This window comes from Pseudomonas sp. CP4 (assembly GCF_047758505.1).
Lineage (GTDB): Bacteria > Pseudomonadota > Gammaproteobacteria > Pseudomonadales > Pseudomonadaceae > Aquipseudomonas > Aquipseudomonas fluorescens_AO.
The window spans coordinates 5,388,419-5,407,591 of the sequence record NZ_CP180489.1; the positions used below are offsets into that span (position 1 = coordinate 5,388,419).

General features: G+C 61.8%; 16 protein-coding genes and 1 pseudogene. 7 read left to right on the plus strand and 10 right to left on the minus strand.

The genetic code is table 11. The features are described 5' to 3' along the window. Nucleotides 1-2 precede the first annotated feature (2 nt). Entirely contained in the window at nucleotides 3-1,505 is a 1,503-nt protein-coding gene (locus tag ACMYUN_RS24270; RefSeq protein WP_415764000.1) for a trypsin-like serine peptidase, read from the minus strand. 100 nt (nucleotides 1,506-1,605) lie between these two features. After that, a complete protein-coding gene (locus ACMYUN_RS24275; RefSeq protein WP_415761991.1) occupies nucleotides 1,606-2,757 on the minus strand; it encodes an MFS transporter in 1,152 nt (383 codons plus the stop codon). A gap of 246 nt (nucleotides 2,758-3,003) precedes the next feature. Between ACMYUN_RS24275 and ACMYUN_RS24280 the strand changes: the two genes are divergently transcribed. After that, a complete protein-coding gene (locus tag ACMYUN_RS24280) occupies nucleotides 3,004-3,978 on the plus strand; it encodes a diaminopimelate epimerase (protein ID WP_415761992.1) in 975 nt (324 codons plus the stop codon). A gap of 128 nt (nucleotides 3,979-4,106) precedes the next feature. On the opposite strand, the gene codA is transcribed toward ACMYUN_RS24280, so the two are convergent. The 5 genes from codA to ACMYUN_RS24305 all read right to left on the minus strand — a co-directional run bounded on the left by codA (nucleotide 4,107) and on the right by ACMYUN_RS24305 (nucleotide 9,464). Continuing rightward, nucleotides 4,107-5,342 carry a cytosine deaminase gene (gene codA / locus ACMYUN_RS24285; protein WP_415761993.1) on the minus strand — a complete coding sequence of 412 codons (1,236 nt, stop codon included), beginning with the start codon at nucleotides 5,340-5,342 and terminating at the stop codon, nucleotides 4,107-4,109. Between the two features lie 14 nt (nucleotides 5,343-5,356). Then, a complete protein-coding gene (codB, locus tag ACMYUN_RS24290; RefSeq protein ID WP_415761994.1) occupies nucleotides 5,357-6,628 on the minus strand; it encodes a cytosine permease in 1,272 nt (423 codons plus the stop codon). A gap of 303 nt (nucleotides 6,629-6,931) precedes the next feature. Further along, entirely contained in the window at nucleotides 6,932-7,744 is an 813-nt protein-coding gene (locus tag ACMYUN_RS24295) for an alpha/beta fold hydrolase (protein WP_415761995.1), read from the minus strand. A 198-nt stretch (nucleotides 7,745-7,942) separates the two neighbouring features. After that, entirely contained in the window at nucleotides 7,943-8,299 is a 357-nt protein-coding gene (queD, locus tag ACMYUN_RS24300; protein WP_007915588.1) for a 6-carboxytetrahydropterin synthase QueD, read from the minus strand. 85 nt (nucleotides 8,300-8,384) lie between these two features. Further along, entirely contained in the window at nucleotides 8,385-9,464 is a 1,080-nt protein-coding gene (locus tag ACMYUN_RS24305; protein WP_415761997.1) for a patatin-like phospholipase family protein, read from the minus strand. A gap of 258 nt (nucleotides 9,465-9,722) precedes the next feature. On the opposite strand from ACMYUN_RS24305, the gene ACMYUN_RS24310 reads away from it, so the two are divergent. The 4 genes from ACMYUN_RS24310 to ACMYUN_RS24325 are packed head-to-tail and all read left to right on the plus strand — an operon-like array spanning nucleotide 9,723 to nucleotide 12,324. Beyond that, complete coding sequence (locus ACMYUN_RS24310) at nucleotides 9,723-10,031, plus strand: PepSY domain-containing protein (protein ID WP_016775414.1); 309 nt, start codon at nucleotides 9,723-9,725, stop codon at nucleotides 10,029-10,031. Next, nucleotides 10,031-10,342, plus strand: a complete 312-nt coding sequence (locus tag ACMYUN_RS24315; protein WP_129999634.1) for a PepSY domain-containing protein — start codon at nucleotides 10,031-10,033, stop codon at nucleotides 10,340-10,342. The genes ACMYUN_RS24310 and ACMYUN_RS24315 overlap by 1 nt, the downstream gene beginning before the upstream one ends. 3 nt (nucleotides 10,343-10,345) lie before the next feature. Next, on the plus strand, nucleotides 10,346-11,014 hold the full coding sequence (locus ACMYUN_RS24320) for a response regulator transcription factor (RefSeq protein WP_252876626.1): 669 nt from the start codon (nucleotides 10,346-10,348) through the stop codon (nucleotides 11,012-11,014). Continuing rightward, a complete protein-coding gene (locus ACMYUN_RS24325; RefSeq protein WP_415761998.1) occupies nucleotides 11,011-12,324 on the plus strand; it encodes a sensor histidine kinase in 1,314 nt (437 codons plus the stop codon). Before ACMYUN_RS24320 ends, ACMYUN_RS24325 begins: the two co-directional genes overlap by 4 nt. Nucleotides 12,325-12,455: 131 nt before the next feature. Here ACMYUN_RS24325 and ACMYUN_RS24330 read toward each other — a convergent pair whose 3' ends face one another. After that, on the minus strand, nucleotides 12,456-13,211 hold the full coding sequence (locus tag ACMYUN_RS24330) for a methyl-accepting chemotaxis protein (protein WP_371699990.1): 756 nt from the start codon (nucleotides 13,209-13,211) through the stop codon (nucleotides 12,456-12,458). A gap of 102 nt (nucleotides 13,212-13,313) precedes the next feature. Beyond that, nucleotides 13,314-14,702, minus strand: a pseudogene (locus tag ACMYUN_RS24335) (HAMP domain-containing protein); the annotation flags it as partial. A gap of 286 nt (nucleotides 14,703-14,988) precedes the next feature. Between ACMYUN_RS24335 and ACMYUN_RS24340 the strand changes: the two are divergent. After that, nucleotides 14,989-16,305, plus strand: a complete 1,317-nt coding sequence (locus tag ACMYUN_RS24340; RefSeq protein WP_129999631.1) for a Na+/H+ antiporter family protein — start codon at nucleotides 14,989-14,991, stop codon at nucleotides 16,303-16,305. A gap of 108 nt (nucleotides 16,306-16,413) precedes the next feature. Next, nucleotides 16,414-18,096, plus strand: coding sequence for a methyl-accepting chemotaxis protein (locus ACMYUN_RS24345; RefSeq protein WP_415761999.1), 1,683 nt, complete (start codon nucleotides 16,414-16,416; stop codon nucleotides 18,094-18,096). Nucleotides 18,097-18,222: 126 nt separating this feature from the next. On the opposite strand, the gene ACMYUN_RS24350 is transcribed toward ACMYUN_RS24345, so the two are convergent. After that, nucleotides 18,223-19,158, minus strand: a complete 936-nt coding sequence (locus ACMYUN_RS24350) for a LysR family transcriptional regulator (RefSeq protein ID WP_415762000.1) — start codon at nucleotides 19,156-19,158, stop codon at nucleotides 18,223-18,225. Nucleotides 19,159-19,173: the final 15 nt, after the last annotated feature.

Here is a 19,173-nt window from a genome sequence, read left to right on the forward strand (position 1 = left end):
AGCTATTGAGGTATCAGGAAATTGATAACCGGGCCGGGATTGCCCACCAGATCTGCACCTTTGAGGCAGATGCTCTGCCGGCCATTTGCGAGGGAGACATGGAACACGCCTGTGGAGCCAGACACACGTTGGAATCCACGCTCGTCATGGCAATCGATATGCTCCGGCTGACCAGACTTGTACTGAAACCGAAAAGGATCCAGATCCGGTAGAGCCGGAAAAACCCTGATATCGTAGTCATCGCCATTCACCCACTCAACTTTATAGGTCGGCGCCAATGGCGCTGGCGCTTCCAGCAACCACCGCCAATAGACGCTGGCGGTCTTCCCTTCCGACTGTTTTGGCGCGTCCGTAGGCCGCTGTTGACCGATCAGGCAAAAAAAATACAGTCCCGCACCTTCTTTGAGTTCATGACTCAACTCATTTTCCGAATCAGGTCGAGCGGTTTGTATTTGGCTGTACCCTGCAAGTGACTGACATTCATCCAGAGTGCGCGTATAGCGATAGCGATAGAACGGGGCGCTCACTGAGAAGTTTTGCACCCACTGCCATGGCAATATCTGTCCGTGCTCGTCACGCTCGACCTTGATGTAATCGCTATCTTGCGATGCTCTTGGAAAAGACCATGCCGCTCCCAGGGGGCACTCACCCGGGCGCGGGTCAAATTGTCCTTTGGTGAAACAAGCGCCCAGGCCCTGGGTCGTCGAGGCATAGTTGGTATCTATACGCTTGTCGACCTGTCCGGCAACGACTTCGCAGGGAGCGCCTTCTTTACAACGATTGCGCCCACTTCCGTGGGTTGTAGTGCCCAGCACACCCACGATTTCATTGGTATAGCGCGCAAGCACCGGCGAGCCGGATAACCCACTGACGACACCCAGGCAGCGGTTGCTCGATTGGCCGATCCATCGCCATGGACCTTCGATGACAGACGCCGGGTGTTCTTGTCTGCATGCCATTCGCTGAATGAAACCGTCGATGGGCGCGCCCGTGATGAGAATGTTTTCTTCGGTGGCCAGTGGCTCATCTGCCAGTTTCAAAGGCTCGATACCGTCTCTGACCAGTTGTTCCAGAGACGGAGCAAGTTCAATGATAGAGATGTCTTGACCCCGCAGCGTGCTCCAGGCAATCCGATTCACAGCATAAGAGCGATTTTGCGGTTGAGTGTCGAAAAAATAATTGAATGTCACCCGACCCTTCGCAGGTTCATTGACGACGATCTCGTTGTTGCCGACCTCCGGGTGTGTGCAGTGCCCAGAGGTCAGTACATAGGCCGGGTGCGACAGCGTACCCGGTCCGCGGGTATCAATGAGTGTGCCGGAGCAGGTCATGCCGCCTTCAACTTCGACGCGGCCAATGGCTTGCCAATGCGCATATTGCCCGTTTGCATTGGCCAGTCGCTGAGCGGGAGCAAAGTTGACTGTGCCTTCGCCCCAGTCGTATCGACTGACAGAGAGACATCCCTGGAGAAGAGCAATGACTGCAACGGCACATCCCATTCTCATATTCACGGTGGATTTCCTTTCCGGTGGAGGGGAGAAATCAACATGATTCATGAGGCTCAGGCTTGTCTACTGTCAAACCTGACAGGTGTCGCACTGATGTTCAGACCTTCAATGTCTTCCCACCGATCGCCACAGCCACCAGCAAAACCGCCATCAATCCAAAGGCAAAGCTCAGACTGCTGGCATGCGCGACAAAACCGATCACCGCTGGCCCGGCGAGAATACCGGCATAACCGAGGGTGGTAATCGCCGGCACCGCGATGCTTTCCGGCATCACCGTTTGCTTGCCCACCGCCGTGTACAGCACCGGCACGATGTTCGAGCAACCGGCGCCGACCAGCGCATACCCGAGCAGCGCCGCTTGCCAGCTCGGTGCGAAGGTGGCGAGAAACAACCCCGCCGCCGCTAACAGCCCACCGAACAGAATGATTCGCGTCGCACCCAGCTTGCGCACGATGCGGTCACCGAGCAGGCGGCCCACGGTCATGGTCAGGGCAAACGCTGCGTAGCCCAGGCCCGCGTATGCCGTGTCGATCCCGCGTTCCTGCGCGAGGAACACTGCGCTCCAGTCCAGCGCGGCGCCTTCGGTGAGGAACACGATGAAGCACATGCCGCCGATAAACAGCACGATGCCATGGGGAATGGCGAACGCCGGGCCGGAGCTTTCGCTGCCGTAGGGCAACATGTGCGGCACGCATTTGAGCAAGGCGCCGATCAGCACCACGACCACCACCAGCATCGCCGCCAGCGGCGTCAGGCCGAGGCCGAGCAGGGCGCTGACGCCCGCCGCGCCGACGATGCCGCCGAGACTGAACAAACCGTGGAACCCCGACATCATGTGCTTGCCGCTGGCGCGCTCGACGATCACTGCTTGCAGGTTCACCGTCGAATCCACCGTGCCGAGGCCGGCACCGAACATGAACAGCGTGGCGATCAGCGCCGGGATCGACGACACCGTCGCCAACAACGGCAGCGCCGCGCAGATCAGAAAGGTACCGCCGGTGGCCACGCGTCGGCAGCCGAAGCGCGTGGCGAGAATCCCCGCCAGCGGCATCGCCAGAATCGAGCCGACGCCCAGGCACAACAGCAATAACCCCAGCGTGCCCTCATCCAGCCCGGCCCGGGCCTTGGCATATGGCACCAGCGGTGCCCACGCGGCAATGCCGAGGCCGGCGATGAAAAAAGCGACGCGGGTGGACATCTGTTGCAGACGTCCGGGGACGAAGGTGTCTTGGGGGGTGAGGCTGGTCATATCGATCCTTGGCAAAAAAACAACGGCATCCCGAGTGACATTCTGACGACGTTGAGGTTCGATCTCAGGCCTTTCGGGGCATACCGGTGGACATCCTACCCTGTGGGAGCGGGCTTGCTCGCGAAGGCGGTATGTCAGGCCAGGAATTTTTGACTGGCACACCGCCTTCGCGAGCGAGCCCGCTCCCACAGGGTGTGTATTAATCATTAGAGTGGCGTTCATCCATACGAAGGTAAACGGTTGGCAATGACGAGCTTCTACGACGCACGCGGCAATATCTACGCCGTGGTCTCACCCCAAGCCTTGCGCGAGGCCGGAATCGCTTTGCCGACAAGCGCCACCGAGTGCGCCGCCTCTGGGCAGCAATGGAGCGAGGCCGCCATCGCTTTGTGCTGCCACTGGCCCGAAGGCCAACGCCCGGCCAACAGCAAACCTCACCGCAGCGATGGCCTGCTGATCGGCCCATTCCAGACAGCGGCGCCGTTCGATGTGCTGATCGTCAACACCGACGGCAGCCTCGCCGAACGCAGTGGCAACGGCCTGACGATTTTTTCTCAGGCATTGACCGAGCAAGGCTTGCTGCCGGAGCAGGGCGCCATGCTGTGCGTGCATCATGACAAGGGCGAAGCGCTGGAAACCTCGGTAAAACCGGCCGAAGTCGAGGGCGTGCGCGGTTTCTGGCTCGACCTCGGCCAGCCCACATTTGGCCCGGAGGCTGTGGGGGCGCAGGCCGTTCAGCAGTTCAACAATCGCGACGTCAGCCATGTCCAGCCCCTGGCACAGCTCGATCCCGCTTGGACCCACAGCCAATTCGTCCGTATCGGCAATCCGCACTGTGTAACGCTGCTCAGCGATGCAAGCGCTTTGCCGAGCAACGAACAGATGGGTGAATCGCCCCTGAACGAACGGCTGACGGCAATTGCCTATGCCATGCCCACCGGTGCCGGCAATCCGTGCCCGGCGGGCGTCAATCTGCAATGGGCCGCGCTGGCGTCGCCGCAGAAAATCGCTGCGCGGGTATTCGAGCGTGGCGAAGGTCCAACGGCGTCTTCCGGCACCAGCGCCAGTGCGGTAGCGTGTGCAGCGTGGCGGGTGGGTTGGGTCGAGGCGGGGGAAGTGCGGGTGGTCATGCCCGGCGGCACCGCACCGGTTTTGCTTGAGGTTTCGGAAGGGGAGTTGTTGCGCGTCAGATTGTTTGGCACGGCGCGGTTGGCGGGTTGATTCGGCCGACGCCATCGCTGGCAAGCCAGGCTCCCACAGGTTTTGCGTGAGGGCCCAATCATGTGCTCAACACAAAACCTGTGGGAGCCTGGCTTGCCAGCGATGAGACCATCAGCCCCAGCGCAATCTCAATTGAACTCCACCACCGGCATCTGCCGCTTCATCAGCACCTTGCCGCCGCGAATCGAATACAGCGGCAGGCCTTGGCTGCGGATCACTTCGTAATCGCTGTCCGCTGAGAGAATCAGCAGGTTCGCCGGGCGGCCCTGTTCCAGTCCGTAGCGTTCGCCCAGGTGCATGGCCTGGGCGCTGTTGTCGGTGACCAGATCCAGCGCGCTTTGCAGGTTGCGATAACCGAGCATGTGGCAGATATGCAGACCGGCTTCAAGCACGCGCAGGATGTTGCCGTTACCCAGCGGGTACCACGGGTCGACGATCGAGTCCTGACCGAAACAAACATTCATGCCGGCTTCGAGCAGTTCGTTGACGCGGGTCACGCCCCGGCGTTTCGGGAAGTTGTCGAAGCGTCCTTGCAAGTGAATGCTTTCGGTCGGGCAGGAAACGAAACTGATTCCGGAATGGCCGAGCAGGCGGAACAGTTTGGCGCAGTAGGCGTTGTCGTATGAACCCATCGCCGTGGTGTGGCTGGCGGTGACGCGGGCGCCCATGTCGCGGCTGCGCGCTTCTTCGGCGAGCACTTCAAGGAAGCGTGAATGCGGATCGTCGGTCTCGTCGCAGTGCACATCGACCAGGCAGCCGGTGCGCTCCGCCAGGTCCATCAGAAACTTCACCGAGCTGACGCCCTGATCGCGGGTGTATTCGAAATGCGGAATGCCGCCGACCACATCGGCGCCCATGCGGATCGCCTCTTCCATCAGCTCGCGCCCGTTGCGGAACGACTCGATGCCTTCCTGCGGGAACGCGACGATTTGCAGGTCGATCAAGTGACGGCTTTCCTCGCGCACTTCGAGCATCGCTTTGAGCGCGGTGAGTTGCGGGTCGGTGACGTCGACGTGAGTGCGCACGTGCTGAATGCCGTGGGCGGCCAGGGCCTGAATGGTCTTCTTGGCGCGGGTCTTGGTGTCTTCTTCGGTGATGGTGACTTTGCGCTCGCCCCAGCATTCGATGCCCTCGAACAGCGTGCCGCTCATGTTCCAGCGCGGCTCGCCGGCGGTGAGGGTAGCGTCGAGGTGGATGTGCGGTTCGACGAAGGGCGGCACTACCAGATTGCCGCCGGCATCGAGGTCATCCGCGCCGAGGGTCGGCGCTTCGGTCTGACGGGCGATGCTGTGGATCAGGCCGTCTTCGAGGTGCAATTCGTGCAGGCCGTCCTGGTTGCGCAGGCGGGCGTTGATGATGTGCATCAGGCGAATCCTTTTTATAGGTCTTGTAGTGGTGCGCTGACGCGACGGGCGCCGAGCACACCGGTGACGATGACATACGTTAGCGCGGCAGCGGCAATGCCTACCAGCGGCGCGACCCAGGGCGAGCTGAACGCGGCGATGGTGCCGATGCCGTAGGCCCCGAGCCCCGGCCAGTTGAACGCCGGCAACCGTGCGTCGGCCAGACGCGGATAGTGGCCGCGCCAGCGATAGAAAAAGTCAGCCATGATCACCCCGCCAATCGGCGGAATCACCGTGCCGAGCAGAATCAGATACGGCACCAGCATGTCGTACATGCCGAGCAGGGCGAGCAGGGTGCCGATCACCGCGCCACCGAGGGTCACGGTTCTGCGCCGACCGGTCCGCAGCAGGTTGCAGCCGGCGACGGCGAAGTTGTAGATGGTGTTGTCCTGGGTGCTCCAGATGTTCAGCAGCAGCATGGCCATCGCGGCCATGGCGAAACCTTGCAACAGCAGCACTTCGACCACATCCGGTTGCTGATAGACGATCGCGCCATACGCGCCGATCAGTACCATCAGGCCGTTGCCGATGAAAAAACCGATCAGGCTGGCCAGCACCGCCACCTTTGCCGAGCGCGAAAATCGCGTCCAGTTGGTGGCTTGCGTTGCGCCGCTGACGAAGGTGCCGAACACCAGAGTGATCGCTGTCGACCAGTCCAGCGAACCGCTCGGCACCACGCTGAGCAAGCCTTCGAAGCCGCCGACTTTCACGGTCGCTGCCCACATCGACAGCATCAGCAGCAACAGCATCGCCGGCACCGCGATGTACGAGAGAATCTCCAGTCCGCGATAACCGATGTACGCCGTAGCGCAGAAACCCAGACCGAACAGCACCATCAGGACCAGCACGGTGGTTTCATCGAGTTTGAAATACTTGCCGATCACCACCGCTGCCGTCGCCGTGCCCCAGGCGTACCAGCCGATCTGGGTGAAACCGAGGATCAGGTCGCTGAGCTTGCTGCCGACTTCGCCAAAACAGAAGCGGCCCATCAGCACCGAATTGAGGCCGCTCTTGAAGGCGATGTAACCCAAGCCTGCCGCGTACAGACCGAGCAGCAGGTTGCCGACGATGATCACCGCCATCATTTCGGCAAAACCGAACGCGACCCCCAGCTTGCCGCCGGCAAACATGGTCGCGGTGAAAAACGTGAAGCCCAGTAACACCATCGCCGTCGAGGCCAGGCCTTTGCGCGCGTGCATGGGGACTTCACTGAGCGGGTAATCGTTGCCGGAGGCGTTCTGCGTCATGGGGCAGTCCTTGCTGGAAGGGGGAAGACACAGAAGGGTTGCAGCGGTCGTGCCAAGCGGCGCCGCGCCGGGTATGTATAGACGACACGGCGAAGTCAGGCGCGAAAACGGTGCACCCGAACACACCATGGCCCAGTCAGGGAGCGAGCCTGTTATGTGCATTGCAGATAATTCAGACTTGGCGCCGGACTCCTGTGGGAGCGAGCCTGCTCGCGAATGCGGGGTGTCAGTCACCGAAAGATGGATTGATACGATGCCTTCGCGAGCAGGCTCGCTCCCACAAGGAAAAGGCATGCTGTTGGCTTAGAGAAAACGCAGCAGGGCGGCGACGATGGCTTCGGGTGCGTCTTCCTGGACGAGGTGGCCGGCATTGGCGATGGCGTGAAATTGCGCTCCGGGAATCATCTGCTGTAAGGCGCGGCCACGTTCGATGGGAATCCACTGATCCTCTTCGCCCCAGAGAATCTGCACCGGACAGCGAATCGTCGGGTACAGGCTTTCGGCTTCACGAGTAAAGCGCTCGTCCATCTGCGCGATCTGCCGGTAGAACGCCGCTTGCCCCGGATCGCCCAGCCAAGGCCGCACATACGGCGCCAGTTCATCATCGGCAATCTCACGGTGAATCGCGCCGCGAATATAGGTCGGCACGATGGCGCGCTGGATGTAATCGGGCAAGCCGCTGAACGCGGCTTCGTGTTGACGCACATGCTGCACGAATGCCGAACCCCACGGCGTCAAGGCGACCGGGTCGATCAGGGTCAGGCTGCGGTAATCCTTGCCATTGAGCAGGTGCGCGCGCAACACCGTGGCGCCGCCGAAATCATGAGCGACCACGTCCGGAGTTTGCAGATTCCAGTGATCAAGCAGTTGCGTCAGGAGTTCGTTCTGCACGCCGAGGGAGACGTCGGCGTCTGGCTGCGCAGACTGTCCGTAACCGAGCAGATCGAAAAAGTGCACTCGGTGCGTGGCGAAAAAGTGCGGGGCGATGCGGTGCCACACGTAAGACGAAAACGGCGTGCCATGAACGAACACCAGCGGCGGACCGTCACCGCGCACGGCATAACGCACTTGATGCCCGTTGAAATCAAACACCTGATCCAGCAGCCAGTCCGTCATGGGCCTGTCCTCTTGGCGGGAGAACGGAAAGCATAGGCATAAAAAAACAGCCGTAAAGGCTGTTTCTGTGGATCAACGCTGTCCCACTGTAGGAGCGAGCCTGCTCGCGACGAGGGCGTGTCAGTCGATATCAATGTCGGCTGACCCACCGCTTTCGCGAGCAGGCTTGCTCCCACAGGGGTATTTGAGGGGGAGGCGTTATTCCCCGCGATAGATGCAGCCGCTGGTGCACGTCTCATGAATGCGGATCGCGCTGAGTTCCGGCAGCAATGGCTTCATCTCATTCCAGATGAATTTGGCCAGCACTTCGCTGGTCGGGTTTTCCAGGCCGGGAATGTCGTTCAGGTAGTTGTGGTCGAGACGCTCATACAGCGGCTTGAAAATCGCTTTGATCTCGGAGAAATCGCGAATCCAGCCAGTGTGCGGATCGAGGTCGCCGCTCAGGTGCAGCGCGACCTTGAACGAGTGACCGTGCAGGCGTCCGCACTTGTGGCCGTCCGGGACGTGCGGCAGGCGGTGGGCGGATTCGAAAGTAAACTCTTTGAAGATTTCCACGGTATTTTCGGCTCTGTTCAGATGGCGTTCGCCGCAGCGATTCGGGCAGGCGGCGAGTTTATCAGCTTGTCTTTGGCCGTGCTGACTAAAGGGTCAGCAAGCGCTCGGCGAGGCGACCGCTGGCCGTCAGTTCGAGGAATTCGTCGCCCAGTCGGCGGCTCTCTTCCATCGCCGCGTGCCAGTATTTCTGCCGGCTCGGCGCATCGCCCATGAAGCGTTTGAAGTCATTACGATCGGGCAGTTTGCCGTAGGGCAGGCGGGCCAGATATTCCTTCGACGGCGCGACCAGCAGCACATCCTGCAAACGCTGCACCGAAGCGCGGCGCCATGGCAGCGTCTTGTCGAACCAGCCGGGAATCACTCGATCGGTGAAGTGCGGATAGAGCACGATACCGTCGCCGCTGTAGGGCAGGTCGAGGTGGTAGTCGAGCAAGCCGCCGTCGCGGAACGTACCTGCGCCGGCGCCGGGCAAGTCGCGCACGCCTTCCATGACCATTGGGATCGATCCTGAAGCGAGCAGCGCCTGGCGCAGGTTGCCGGTATTGAGCGCAACGAAGCGCGAGGGGAAATCGGTCAAGGCATCAAGCGGCGGCGCCAGACGCGGATCGTGGATGATCAGCCGTTCGAAGTGCCGCGACAGCCGTGCACGGCCGCGCAGGTTGTCGGCGATTACCGAGCCCAACGCGAGACCGAGGCGCCCGCGATGGTCTTCGGCGAGACGGCCCTGGCTTTTCACCACCATGATGTTCAGGCGGTAATCGCGGTTTTCGAGGATGCTCGCATCGCGGCCATCGAGCAGATCATTGAGCATGCGCTGCGAGCTCCGGCTGATCTCGGCCATGGTCACGCCTTTGTTGAAATTCTGCTCGGCGTACAGCTGGCCGAGGCGGCGAATGCCCTCGGCTGCGTCTGGCAGGCAGGCGCTGGCGAAGCGCCAGGAACCCACCGAGGCGCCGATCAGCGAACGCTCACGCGGCGCACTCGGCAGCCACTCGCCGAACAATGCCAGATCAAGCCCCTGAATCCCCAACGCCTTTGGCCCACCGGCCGCACCGGGCAGGGTGCCGACGTCTGCAGCATTCAATCCCTGCGCACGAATCCGCGCCATGGCCCGCGGGCCGGCCTTGAGGGTGAGGGCGGGAAACTTGATGTGGATGGCGGTCATACCGGTCTCGATCGTTAGCAAGCTGGCGATTATAAGCACACCGCATAACCCTGTGGGAGCGGGCTTGCCCGCGATAGCGTCCTTTCAGTCACAGAGATGCAAGCTGTGCCGCCGCCTTCGCGGGCAAGCCCGCTCCCACAGAGTTATCCATCAGTCTGTGGTCCAGCGGAAAGGGCACAATGATGGCCATTCAGTTTCAGTTAAGTTGACCCCGCTAAGGTGCCCACCGTAGCAACCTATAAGAATTCGGAGACATCCATGAAAACCCTGACTGCCCTGACCACTGCCTCGATCCTCGGCCTTGGCGCCAATACCGCGCTGGCGCGCGATCTCGGACCTGACGAAGCGCTTCGTTTGCGCGACGCTGGTACTATCGTCTCCTTCGAGAAGCTCAACGCCATCGCCCTGGAAAAACACCCCGGTTCGGAGATCACCGAAACCGAGCTGGAGGAAGAGTACGGCAAGTTCATTTACCAGATCGAACTGCGCGACCCGAAAGGGCTGAAGTGGGATCTGGAGTTGAACGCGGTCGATGGTGAAGTGCTCAGGGATCATCAGGATACGTAATGAAGCTGAATAGTCGCGCCACCCGCCTCACGGCGCTGGCGCTGGTGTTGTTGTGCAGTACGGCCATGGCCCGCGACCTCGATCAGGACGAGGCCCTGACCCTGCGTCGCGAGGGTGTGATCCTGCCGCTGGAGCAAGTGCTGCAGCAGGCCATGGATCGCTACCCCGGCGCCAAGCTGCTGGAAGTCGAGCTGGAAGAAAAACACGACGTGTACATTTACGAAGTCGAATTGCTGACGGTCGAAGGCGTGGCGCGCGAGCTGCACCTGAAGGCCGATACCGGCGAGTTAGTCAAAGACAAGGAAGATTGATCGATGCGTTTGCTTCTGGTGGAAGACCACGTACCGCTGGCCGACGAATTGCTCGCCGGCCTGCAGCGCCAAGGCTACGCGGTGGATTGGCTGGCCGATGGCCGGGACGCGGTGTATCAGGGCAGCAGCGAGCCCTATGACCTGATCATCCTCGACCTCGGCCTGCCCGGCGTGCCGGGGCTGGACGTGCTGGCGCAGTGGCGCGCCGCCGGTCTGGCGATTCCGGTGCTGATCCTCACCGCGCGTGATTCCTGGGCCGAGCGCATTGAAGGTCTGAAGGCTGGCGCTGACGATTACCTGACCAAACCGTTTCACCCGGAAGAGCTGTACCTGCGCATTCAGTCGCTGTTGCGCCGCTCCAAGGGCCAGTCCAACCAGCCGACCCTGCAAGCCGCCGGCCTGCATCTGGACGAAGGCCGTCAATGCGTGGTTCGCGACGGCGCCGATATCCAGCTGACTGCCGCTGAATTCCGTCTGCTGCGCTATTTCATGCTGCACCCCGAACAGATCCTCTCGAAAAGCCACCTCGCCGAACACCTCTACGACGGTGAAACCGAGCGTGACTCCAATGTCCTCGAAGTTCACGTCAATCACCTGCGGCGCAAGCTCGGCAAAAGCGTGATCGAAACCCGTCGTGGTCAGGGTTACCTGTTCGGCGGGCAAGCTTCATGAGGTCAATCCAGCGCCGTTTGAGCCTGGGTTTGATCAGTGTGATGGTGGTCGTCGGTCTGGTACTGGCGCAAACCAGCCTGTGGTTGTTCGAAGTCGGTTTGCAGCGCTACCTCGAAGCCGGCCTGCGCAACGACAGCGAAAGCCTGCTGGTGGCGCTGGTGCGCGGCCCACAAGGTTTGCAACTGGATGAGCGGCATCTGTCGCCGGCCTATCAGCGGCCGTTTTCCGGGCACTACTTTCGTATCGATTTCTCCGACAGCCACTGGCGTTCGCGCTCGCTGTGGGATCAGGAGCTGCCGCTGCTGCCCCACCCGGGGCTGCACAGCAACCTGCAACTGGGCCCGGGCGGGCAACGCTTGCTGATATTGCGCTCGGACTATCGACGCCTGGGTCAGTCGATCTCGATCAGCGTCGCCCAGGATTACACGCCGGTCAGCGACAGTTTTCAGCGCATGCGTCAGATCGGCCTCGGCCTTGGGCTGGCGGCGTTGCTGTTGATCCTGTTCCTGCAACGCCTAACTGTGCGCCGCGCGCTGAAACCGCTGGAACGCGCGCGCGAACAGATCGCCCAGTTGCAACAGGGCCAGCGTTCACAACTCGACGACCAGGTGCCGGTAGAGCTGGAGCCGCTGGTGGCGCAGATCAACCATCTGCTTGCCCACACCGAAGACAGCCTCAAGCGTTCGCGCAATGCCCTTGGCAACCTCGGCCACGCGTTGAAAACACCTTTGGCGGTGCTGCTGAGTCTGGCCTCCAGCGACAAGCTCGATGACCATCCCGAGCTGCGCAGGATTCTCAAGGATCAACTCGAGCAGGTGCAGCAGCGCCTCAATCGTGAACTCAATCGGGCGCGGTTATCCGGGGATGCGCTGCCCGGCGCGTTGTTCGATTGTGATGCCGAGCTGCCGGGGTTGCTGGCGACGCTGAACATGATTCATGGCGAGCACCTGGCCTTGAGCTACGTCGCACCGCCCGGGCTGCAGCTGCCGTGGGACCGCGAGGACTTGCTCGAACTGCTCGGCAACCTGCTCGACAACGCCTGCAAATGGGCCGATGCCGAAGTGCGCTTGAGTGTCATCGAACGGTCTGACGGCTTTGCCCTGAGCGTGGAAGATGACGGCCCGGGGATTCCCGAAGAGCAGCGCACTCAGGTGTTCAGCCGTGGCACGCGGCTGGATGAGCAGACCCATGGGCATGGGTTGGGATTGGGGATCGTGCGCGATATTGTCGATACGTGGGGTGGCTTGCTGGTGCTGGGAGAAAGCGAGTGGGGCGGATTGAAAGTGGTGATTGAACTACCTAAGCGCTAATTGCCAAAACACCCTACATCCCCTGTGGGAGCGAGCCTGCTCGCGAATGCAATCTGTCAAACAAATGTTCGCTGACTGATACGACGCTTTCGCGAGCAGGCTCGCTCCCACATTGGGTTTTGCGGTGGATTCTAGACCCGAAACTGATCCATCAACCGCTGCTGCTGATTCGCCAGGCTGTTGAGCGACTGGCTCACCCGCGCCGATTCATTCGCCTGTCCGGACAGCGACTCCGTCACATCGCGTATTGTCGCCACGTTGTTGTTGATCTCCTCGGCCACCGCGCTCTGCTCTTCGGCAGCGCTGGCGATTTGCAGGTTCATGTCGCTGATCACGGTCACTGCATCGCCGATCTGCCGCAGCGCGGTCACGGCCTGGCCAACCTGCTCGACACTGCCCTGAGCCTGACGATGGCTGTTGCCCATCGAGCCCACCACTTCCTGCGTGCCGTTCTGCAATTGCTCGATGACCTGGCGGGTTTCCTCCACCGACTCCTGAGTGCGGCGCGCAAGGTTGCGCACTTCGTCGGCAACCACGGCAAAGCCGCGTCCGGCTTCACCGGCGCGGGCGGCTTCGATGGCGGCGTTGAGTGCGAGCAGGTTGGTCTGCTCGGCGATGGCGCGGATGGTTTCCAGCACCGTGCCGATCTTCTCGCTGTTCGCAGCCAGCCCTTCGACCTGAACCATCGCGGCGCTCATATCGGCGGCGAGGGTGTCGATGCTTGCGGTGGTGCGGTCGATCACGGTCAGGCCCTGACGGGTGGCGCGGTCGGCGTCCTTGGCGGCCTCGGCGGCTTGCGCGGCACTGCGCGCCACGTCTTGGGCGGTGGCGCTCATTTCGTGGGACGCGGTGGCGACCTGATCGACCTGGCGGTATTGCTGCTCCATGCCGGCGCTGGTCTGGGTGGCGATGGCCGAAGACTGGTCAGCGGTGTTGCGCGCATCCTGCACCGAGCGTTTCACCTCGGCGATAACCGGTTGCAGCTTGTCGAGGAACTTGTTGAACCAACCGGCCAACTGGCCGAGCTCGTCCTGTTTGTCATAGGCCAGACGCCGGGTCAGGTCGCCTTCGCCGCTGGCGATGTCTTCAAGCATGTGCGCCACGCCGAGAATCGGTCTGGTCACGCTGCGCGCCATCAGCCACACCAGCAGCAAACCGATCAGCGCGGCGAGCAGGCCGAGGCTCAGTTCGATCAGCGTGCCCGAAGTGTTGCTCGCATCCAGTTGCTGCTTGAGCGCTTCGGCGCGGCTGACCAGGACCTTCTCCGGCACATCAAGCAGCACGCCCCACGCCGGTCCACCGGGAATTGGCTGGAACGGCGACAGCACCTTCAACTGGCCATTGCTGTGCAGGCTGCTTACGCCAGGGCTCGCGGCGAGCAGACGCAGCAACTCGCTGCCGCTGGCCTGATCCACCGCATCCAGACGCTGGCTGAGTTTGCCGGCATCCGGGCTGTAGCCGGCGAGCAGGCCGGCGGGGCTGACGATACTGACGGCGGTCTGGCCGTCATACAGCTTGCGGCTGGCGTTCTGGCTGATCGCTTGCAGGCTGTTGAGGTTGATGTCGACCGACAGCGAGGCGATGACTTTGCCGTTGACCTGCAGCGGGAAGACGATGCTGGTCATCAGCACTTTCTGGCCGTCGATGACGTAGAAGTACGGCTCGATCACGCACGGTTTGAGCGTGGTGCGCGGGCAGGTGAACCAGGCGTTGGCGGCCTGACCGCTGGGGCCGGTGCTGGCGTCGCTCATGTCGCTTTCCGGCAGCGCCATCGAGGTGACTTTGCCCGGGGTCGGCTGCGACCAGTAAAGGGCAAAGCGGCCCTTGTCGTTGCTGCCCAGCTCAGCCTGGTCGGCGAACAGTTCGTCCTTGCCGTCCAGTGCATTGGCTTCGAACACCAGCGACAGGCCAAGCAGGTCCGGGTTGGCTTGCAGCGCGGATTTGACCTGACGGGTCATGTCCTCGCGCAGGTCGAAAGCATCGAGGAAGCGCTTCTCGGCCTGCTCACGCAAAAACAGCACCTGCCGCGAGAAACCGTGGCCGTATTGATAGGCGTCCATGAATTGCTGGCGAATGCCGGCGGCCTGCACTTCACCTTGCGATTCAATCCGCGCCTGCGCCGACTCGGTGAGCATCTCCATGCTCGAGGCCTTGACCAGCGCCGAGCTGTGTTCCATGCGATACAGCGAAAGACCGACCAACAGGGTCACGATACCGGCCAGGCAGAGGCCGGCGAGCAGGGTGATTTTCCATTGGATGGAAAGTTGTCTGAGCGACATGGAAATATCCTTATCCGATAAATATCTGAGACTTTGCACTGTAGCGGCCGCGTTTCGGCTTTCTTTATGTCGTGAGCGCAATATGACCGATTGCCGCATGCGGGGCCTGTGGTCCTGTGGTCCTGTGGCGAGGGGATTTATCCCCGTTCGGCTGCGAAGCAGTCGTGACACCTGCGTATAGGGTTGATTTGAAGTTTGCCGGGGGCGGCTTCGCCACCCAACGGGGATAAATCCCCTCGCCACGGGGCTTTGACACCGCCGTCACTCTGCGGCACAGTGCGCGCCCTCTAATAAGACCCTCTTTGCAAATCCGCCGGCCAACCCGGGGCGGACTCATCCTGTCTGGCGGTGTGTTTTCACCCGCAGTGTTTTTTGAGGTAGTGAAATGAATGCAGTCATAGCAGCCGTCGGCGTCATGCTGATCCTCAGCCTGTCGCGCGTGCATGTGGTGATCGCGCTGATCGTCGGGGCGCTGGTCGGTGGCCTGACCGGTGGTCTGGGCATCGACGCAACACTCAAGGCCTTCAACAGCGGCCTGGGCGGCGGCGCGACAGTGGCGTTGTCCTACGCTTTGCTCGGCGCTTTCGCCGTAGCGATTGCCAAATCCGGCCTGGCTCATGCGCTGGCCGACAAGGCCCTGGCCATGGTGGATCGGCAGCATGCAACCGGCGGCGGTAACGTCAAATGGCTGCTGATCGGCCTGCTGTGGGTGGTGGCGATTGCTTCGCAGAACATCCTGCCGATCCACATCGCATTCATTCCGCTGCTGGTGCCGCCACTTCTATATGTACTGACCAAGCTGCAACTCGATCGCCGTTTGATCGCCTGTGTCATGACCTTCGGCCTGATCACCCCGTACATGTTCCTGCCGGTGGGCTTCGGCAACATTTTCCTCAACGAAATCCTGCTGGCCAACGTCGCCCGCAGCGGCGTCGACATCAGCGGCATCAATGTCACCCACGCCATGGGCATTCCGGCGCTGGGCATGGTCTTCGGCCTGGCGATGGCGTTCATCAGCTATCGCAAGAAGCGCGTTTATGACTTGGCCAAAATCGAACAGGTCGAGCAGACGGCGGTGCAGTACAACCCGTTGAGCCTGATGATCGCCGGTGTGGCCATCGCTTCGGCATTCGTGGTGCAGTTGCTGCTGGACTCGATGATTATCGGCGCGCTGGTCGGGTTCCTGATTTTCTCGTTCTCCGGCATCGTCAAATGGCGCGAGACCGATGACCTGTTCACCGAAGGCATGAAAATGATGGCGATGATCGGCTTCATCATGATCGCCGCCTCAGGCTTTGCCGAAGTCATGAAGGCCACCGGGCAGGTGCAGACGCTGGTCGAATCGTCGGCGGCGTGGATCAATCACAGCAAAGGCGTGGGTGCCTTGTTGATGCTGCTGGTGGGCTTGCTGGTGACCATGGGCATCGGCTCGTCGTTTTCCACCGTGCCGATTCTGGCGGCGATCTTCGTGCCGCTGTGCATGCAACTGGGCTTCAGCCCGATCGCCATCGTCTGCATCGTCGGTACGGCCGGTGCGCTGGGCGATGCCGGATCGCCGGCCTCGGACTCGACCCTCGGCCCGACCTCGGGTTTGAACATCGATGGCCAGCATCACCACATTTGGGACACCGTCGTACCGACTTTCCTGCACTACAACCTGCCGCTGCTGGTGTTTGGCTGGGTCGCGGCGATGGTTCTCTAAACGCCCCACCAACCCCTGTGGGAGCGATGTTTCAAGATTCAACTTTTGCTCCGGCGTGCCGTTAAAGCCTTTAACCACGCCAACAAAATCAAAAGAGTGAGTCCCCCGATGCGCCTGAGTCTCAAGGCTAAAGTCCTGTCCCTTGCCGTTCTGCCGGTGCTGCTCTTTGCGCTGGTCATCAGCGTGACCACGCTGTTCATCCTCCAGGAACAGGCGCGCAAGGAGGTCGAACAGACCCGCGAGCGGCTGCTCAGCGACGCCAAGGCCACCCTGCAAAGTTACGTTGCCGTGGCCATGACCACGATCAAACCGCTGTATGACGCCGCCGCACCGGGCGACGACGCGGCGCGCGCCCAGGCAATCAAACTGCTCTCGGGCATCCGCTACGGCAAGGACGGTTACTTCTTCGGCTACGACTCAGAGACCGTACGCCTGTTCAAGGCCAACGACCCCGACGGCGTGGGCAAAAGCTTCAAGGACAACCGCGATCCGAACGGCGTCTACGTCAACCTCGGCCTGGTCAAAGTGGCCAAGGACGGCACCCACTATCTGCAATACAGCTCGCCGCTGCCGGGCAACGCCAAGGTGCTGGTGCCGAAACTCGGCTACACCGAATACCTGCCGAAGTGGGACATGGCGGTGGGTACTTCGGTCAACCTCGACGGCATCGAAGCGCAAGTGGCGCAGGTCGAGGCGCAGGTGCAGGAGCGCGTGCAAGGCTTGGTGCTGAGCATTGTCGGTGTTGCGGTGCTGGTGCTGTTGGTGATCGCGGCGGCGGGCATGCTGCTGGCCAACACCATTCTGCGCCCGCTGACCCTGATGAAAGCCAACCTCGACGACATCGCCGCTGGCGAGGGCGACCTGACCCGGCGCCTGAACATCACCAGCCAGGACGAACTCGGCGAACTGGCCGGCTCGTTCAACCGCTTCGTCGACAAGATCCACGGCCTGGTGCGGCAGATCACCGAGATGACCACGCAACTCACCGGGCTGGTCACCCAGGTCTCGGAACAGGCGCAGCGTTCCGATCAGGCGATGGAGCGTCAACGCCACGAAACCGATCAGGTCGCCACGGCGATCAACGAAATGTCCGCCGCCGCCCAGGAAGTGGCGAAGAGCGCGCAAAACGCCGCCGTCGCCGCGCAGCAGACCGACGAAGAAGGCCAAAGCGCCAAGCGAGTGGTCGCGGGCAGCATCAAGCAGATTCATGCATTGGTCGACGACATCCGCAACAGCGGCGTGTCGCTGGACAGCCTGCAGCAGGACGTCAGTTCGATCGTTGGCGTGCTTGGGGTGATCCGTTCGATTGCCGAGCAGACCAACCTGCTGGCGCTCAACGCCGCGATCGAAGCGGCACGCGCCGGTGAGGCCGGTCGTGGCTTTGCGGTGGTTGCGGACGAGGTACGCGCACTGGCCAGCCGCACGCAGATCAGCACTCAGGAAATCCAGGGCATGATCGACCGCTTGCAGGCCGGCACGCAGCAGGCAGTTGAGGCCATGCGCCGTTCCAGCGAGGCTGGCGATGGTACTTCGCAGCAAGCCAATCAGGCCGGTGCATCGCTGGATGCCATGGCGCAGTTGATCGCCACGATCAACTCGATGAACGCGCAGATCGCCAGCGCAGCGGAAGAGCAGACGGCCGTGGCCGAAGAAATCAACCGCAGCGTGCATCAGATTGCGGTGGCGGTGGACAGCGTCGCCGATGAAACGCAACTGGGCGCGCAGACCTCGCGCAGTCTGGCGGAGCTGGGGCAGCGGTTGGGCAAGCTGGTCGGGCAGTTCCGTATCTGAAGATTCACGATAATCCATTGTGGGAGCGGGCTTGCTCGCGAATGCGTTGTGTCAGACCCCCAATGGGTTGCATGGCACACCGCATTCGCGAGCAAGCCCGCTCCCACATTTGAGTTTCTGTAGCCTTCAAGTCTGGTCCCAATACGGGATTTCACCGAAGCATTCGATGAAGAAATCGATCACCGTCCTTACCTTCACCGACAGCCGCCGGCTCCCGGGCCACAGCACCGCGATCTGCTGCGGTTCCAGACTGTTCGACACCTGATACCCCCCCAGTACCGGCACCAGCGTGCCCTCGCGTACCGCTTCGCCAATCAGCCACGACGGAAACATCACCAGCCCCAGCCCTTGCTGAGCAGCCTGGGTGAGGGTGTCGGCGTGGTTGCCGGTGATCGGGCCTCTGACCGTGTACGGCGTCCAGTCCTCGCCATCACCGCGGAAAAACCAGCGCTGCTGACCGGCCGCGCCTTTGTAGGCCAGGCACTGATGTTGCGCGAGTTGGTCGGGATGCTGCGGTGTGCCGTAGCGTTTGAGATAGGCCGGGCTGGCGGCGACCTGAAAGCGGTGCGGCGCGAGAATGCGTGCCTGCATGCTCGAATCGTGCAGCGCGCCGATGCGAAACAGCAGGTCGGCGCCTTCCTGTAGCGGGTCGACGTAATGGTCGGTTTGCTGGATATCCAATTGCAGCTTCGGATAGCGCGCGCAGAGCTCGCCCAGCCAGGGCGTCAGATGGCGTTGGCCGAACACCACCGGGGCATTGATGCGCACCAGTCCGGTGGGTTCGCTTTGCTGTTCCTGCAGCGCCTGTTCGGCTTCTTCCAGTTGCGCCAATAGCAGCCGCGCATGGTGGCCGAGCGTGCGCCCGGCTTCGGTCGGGGTGACGGCGCGAGTGTGGCGGTAGAGCAATTGCTGGTTCAGCGCCTGTTCCATCAACTGGATCTGCCGCGAAATCGAGGAGGGCGCAACGCCTTCGCGGCGGGCGACTTCGGAAAAACTGCCGTGGTCGAGGACCGCCACAAACAGCCGTAGCGCTTTGAATCCGAGTTCGTTGAGCCCGTGCATGCCGTGTCTCGCTGT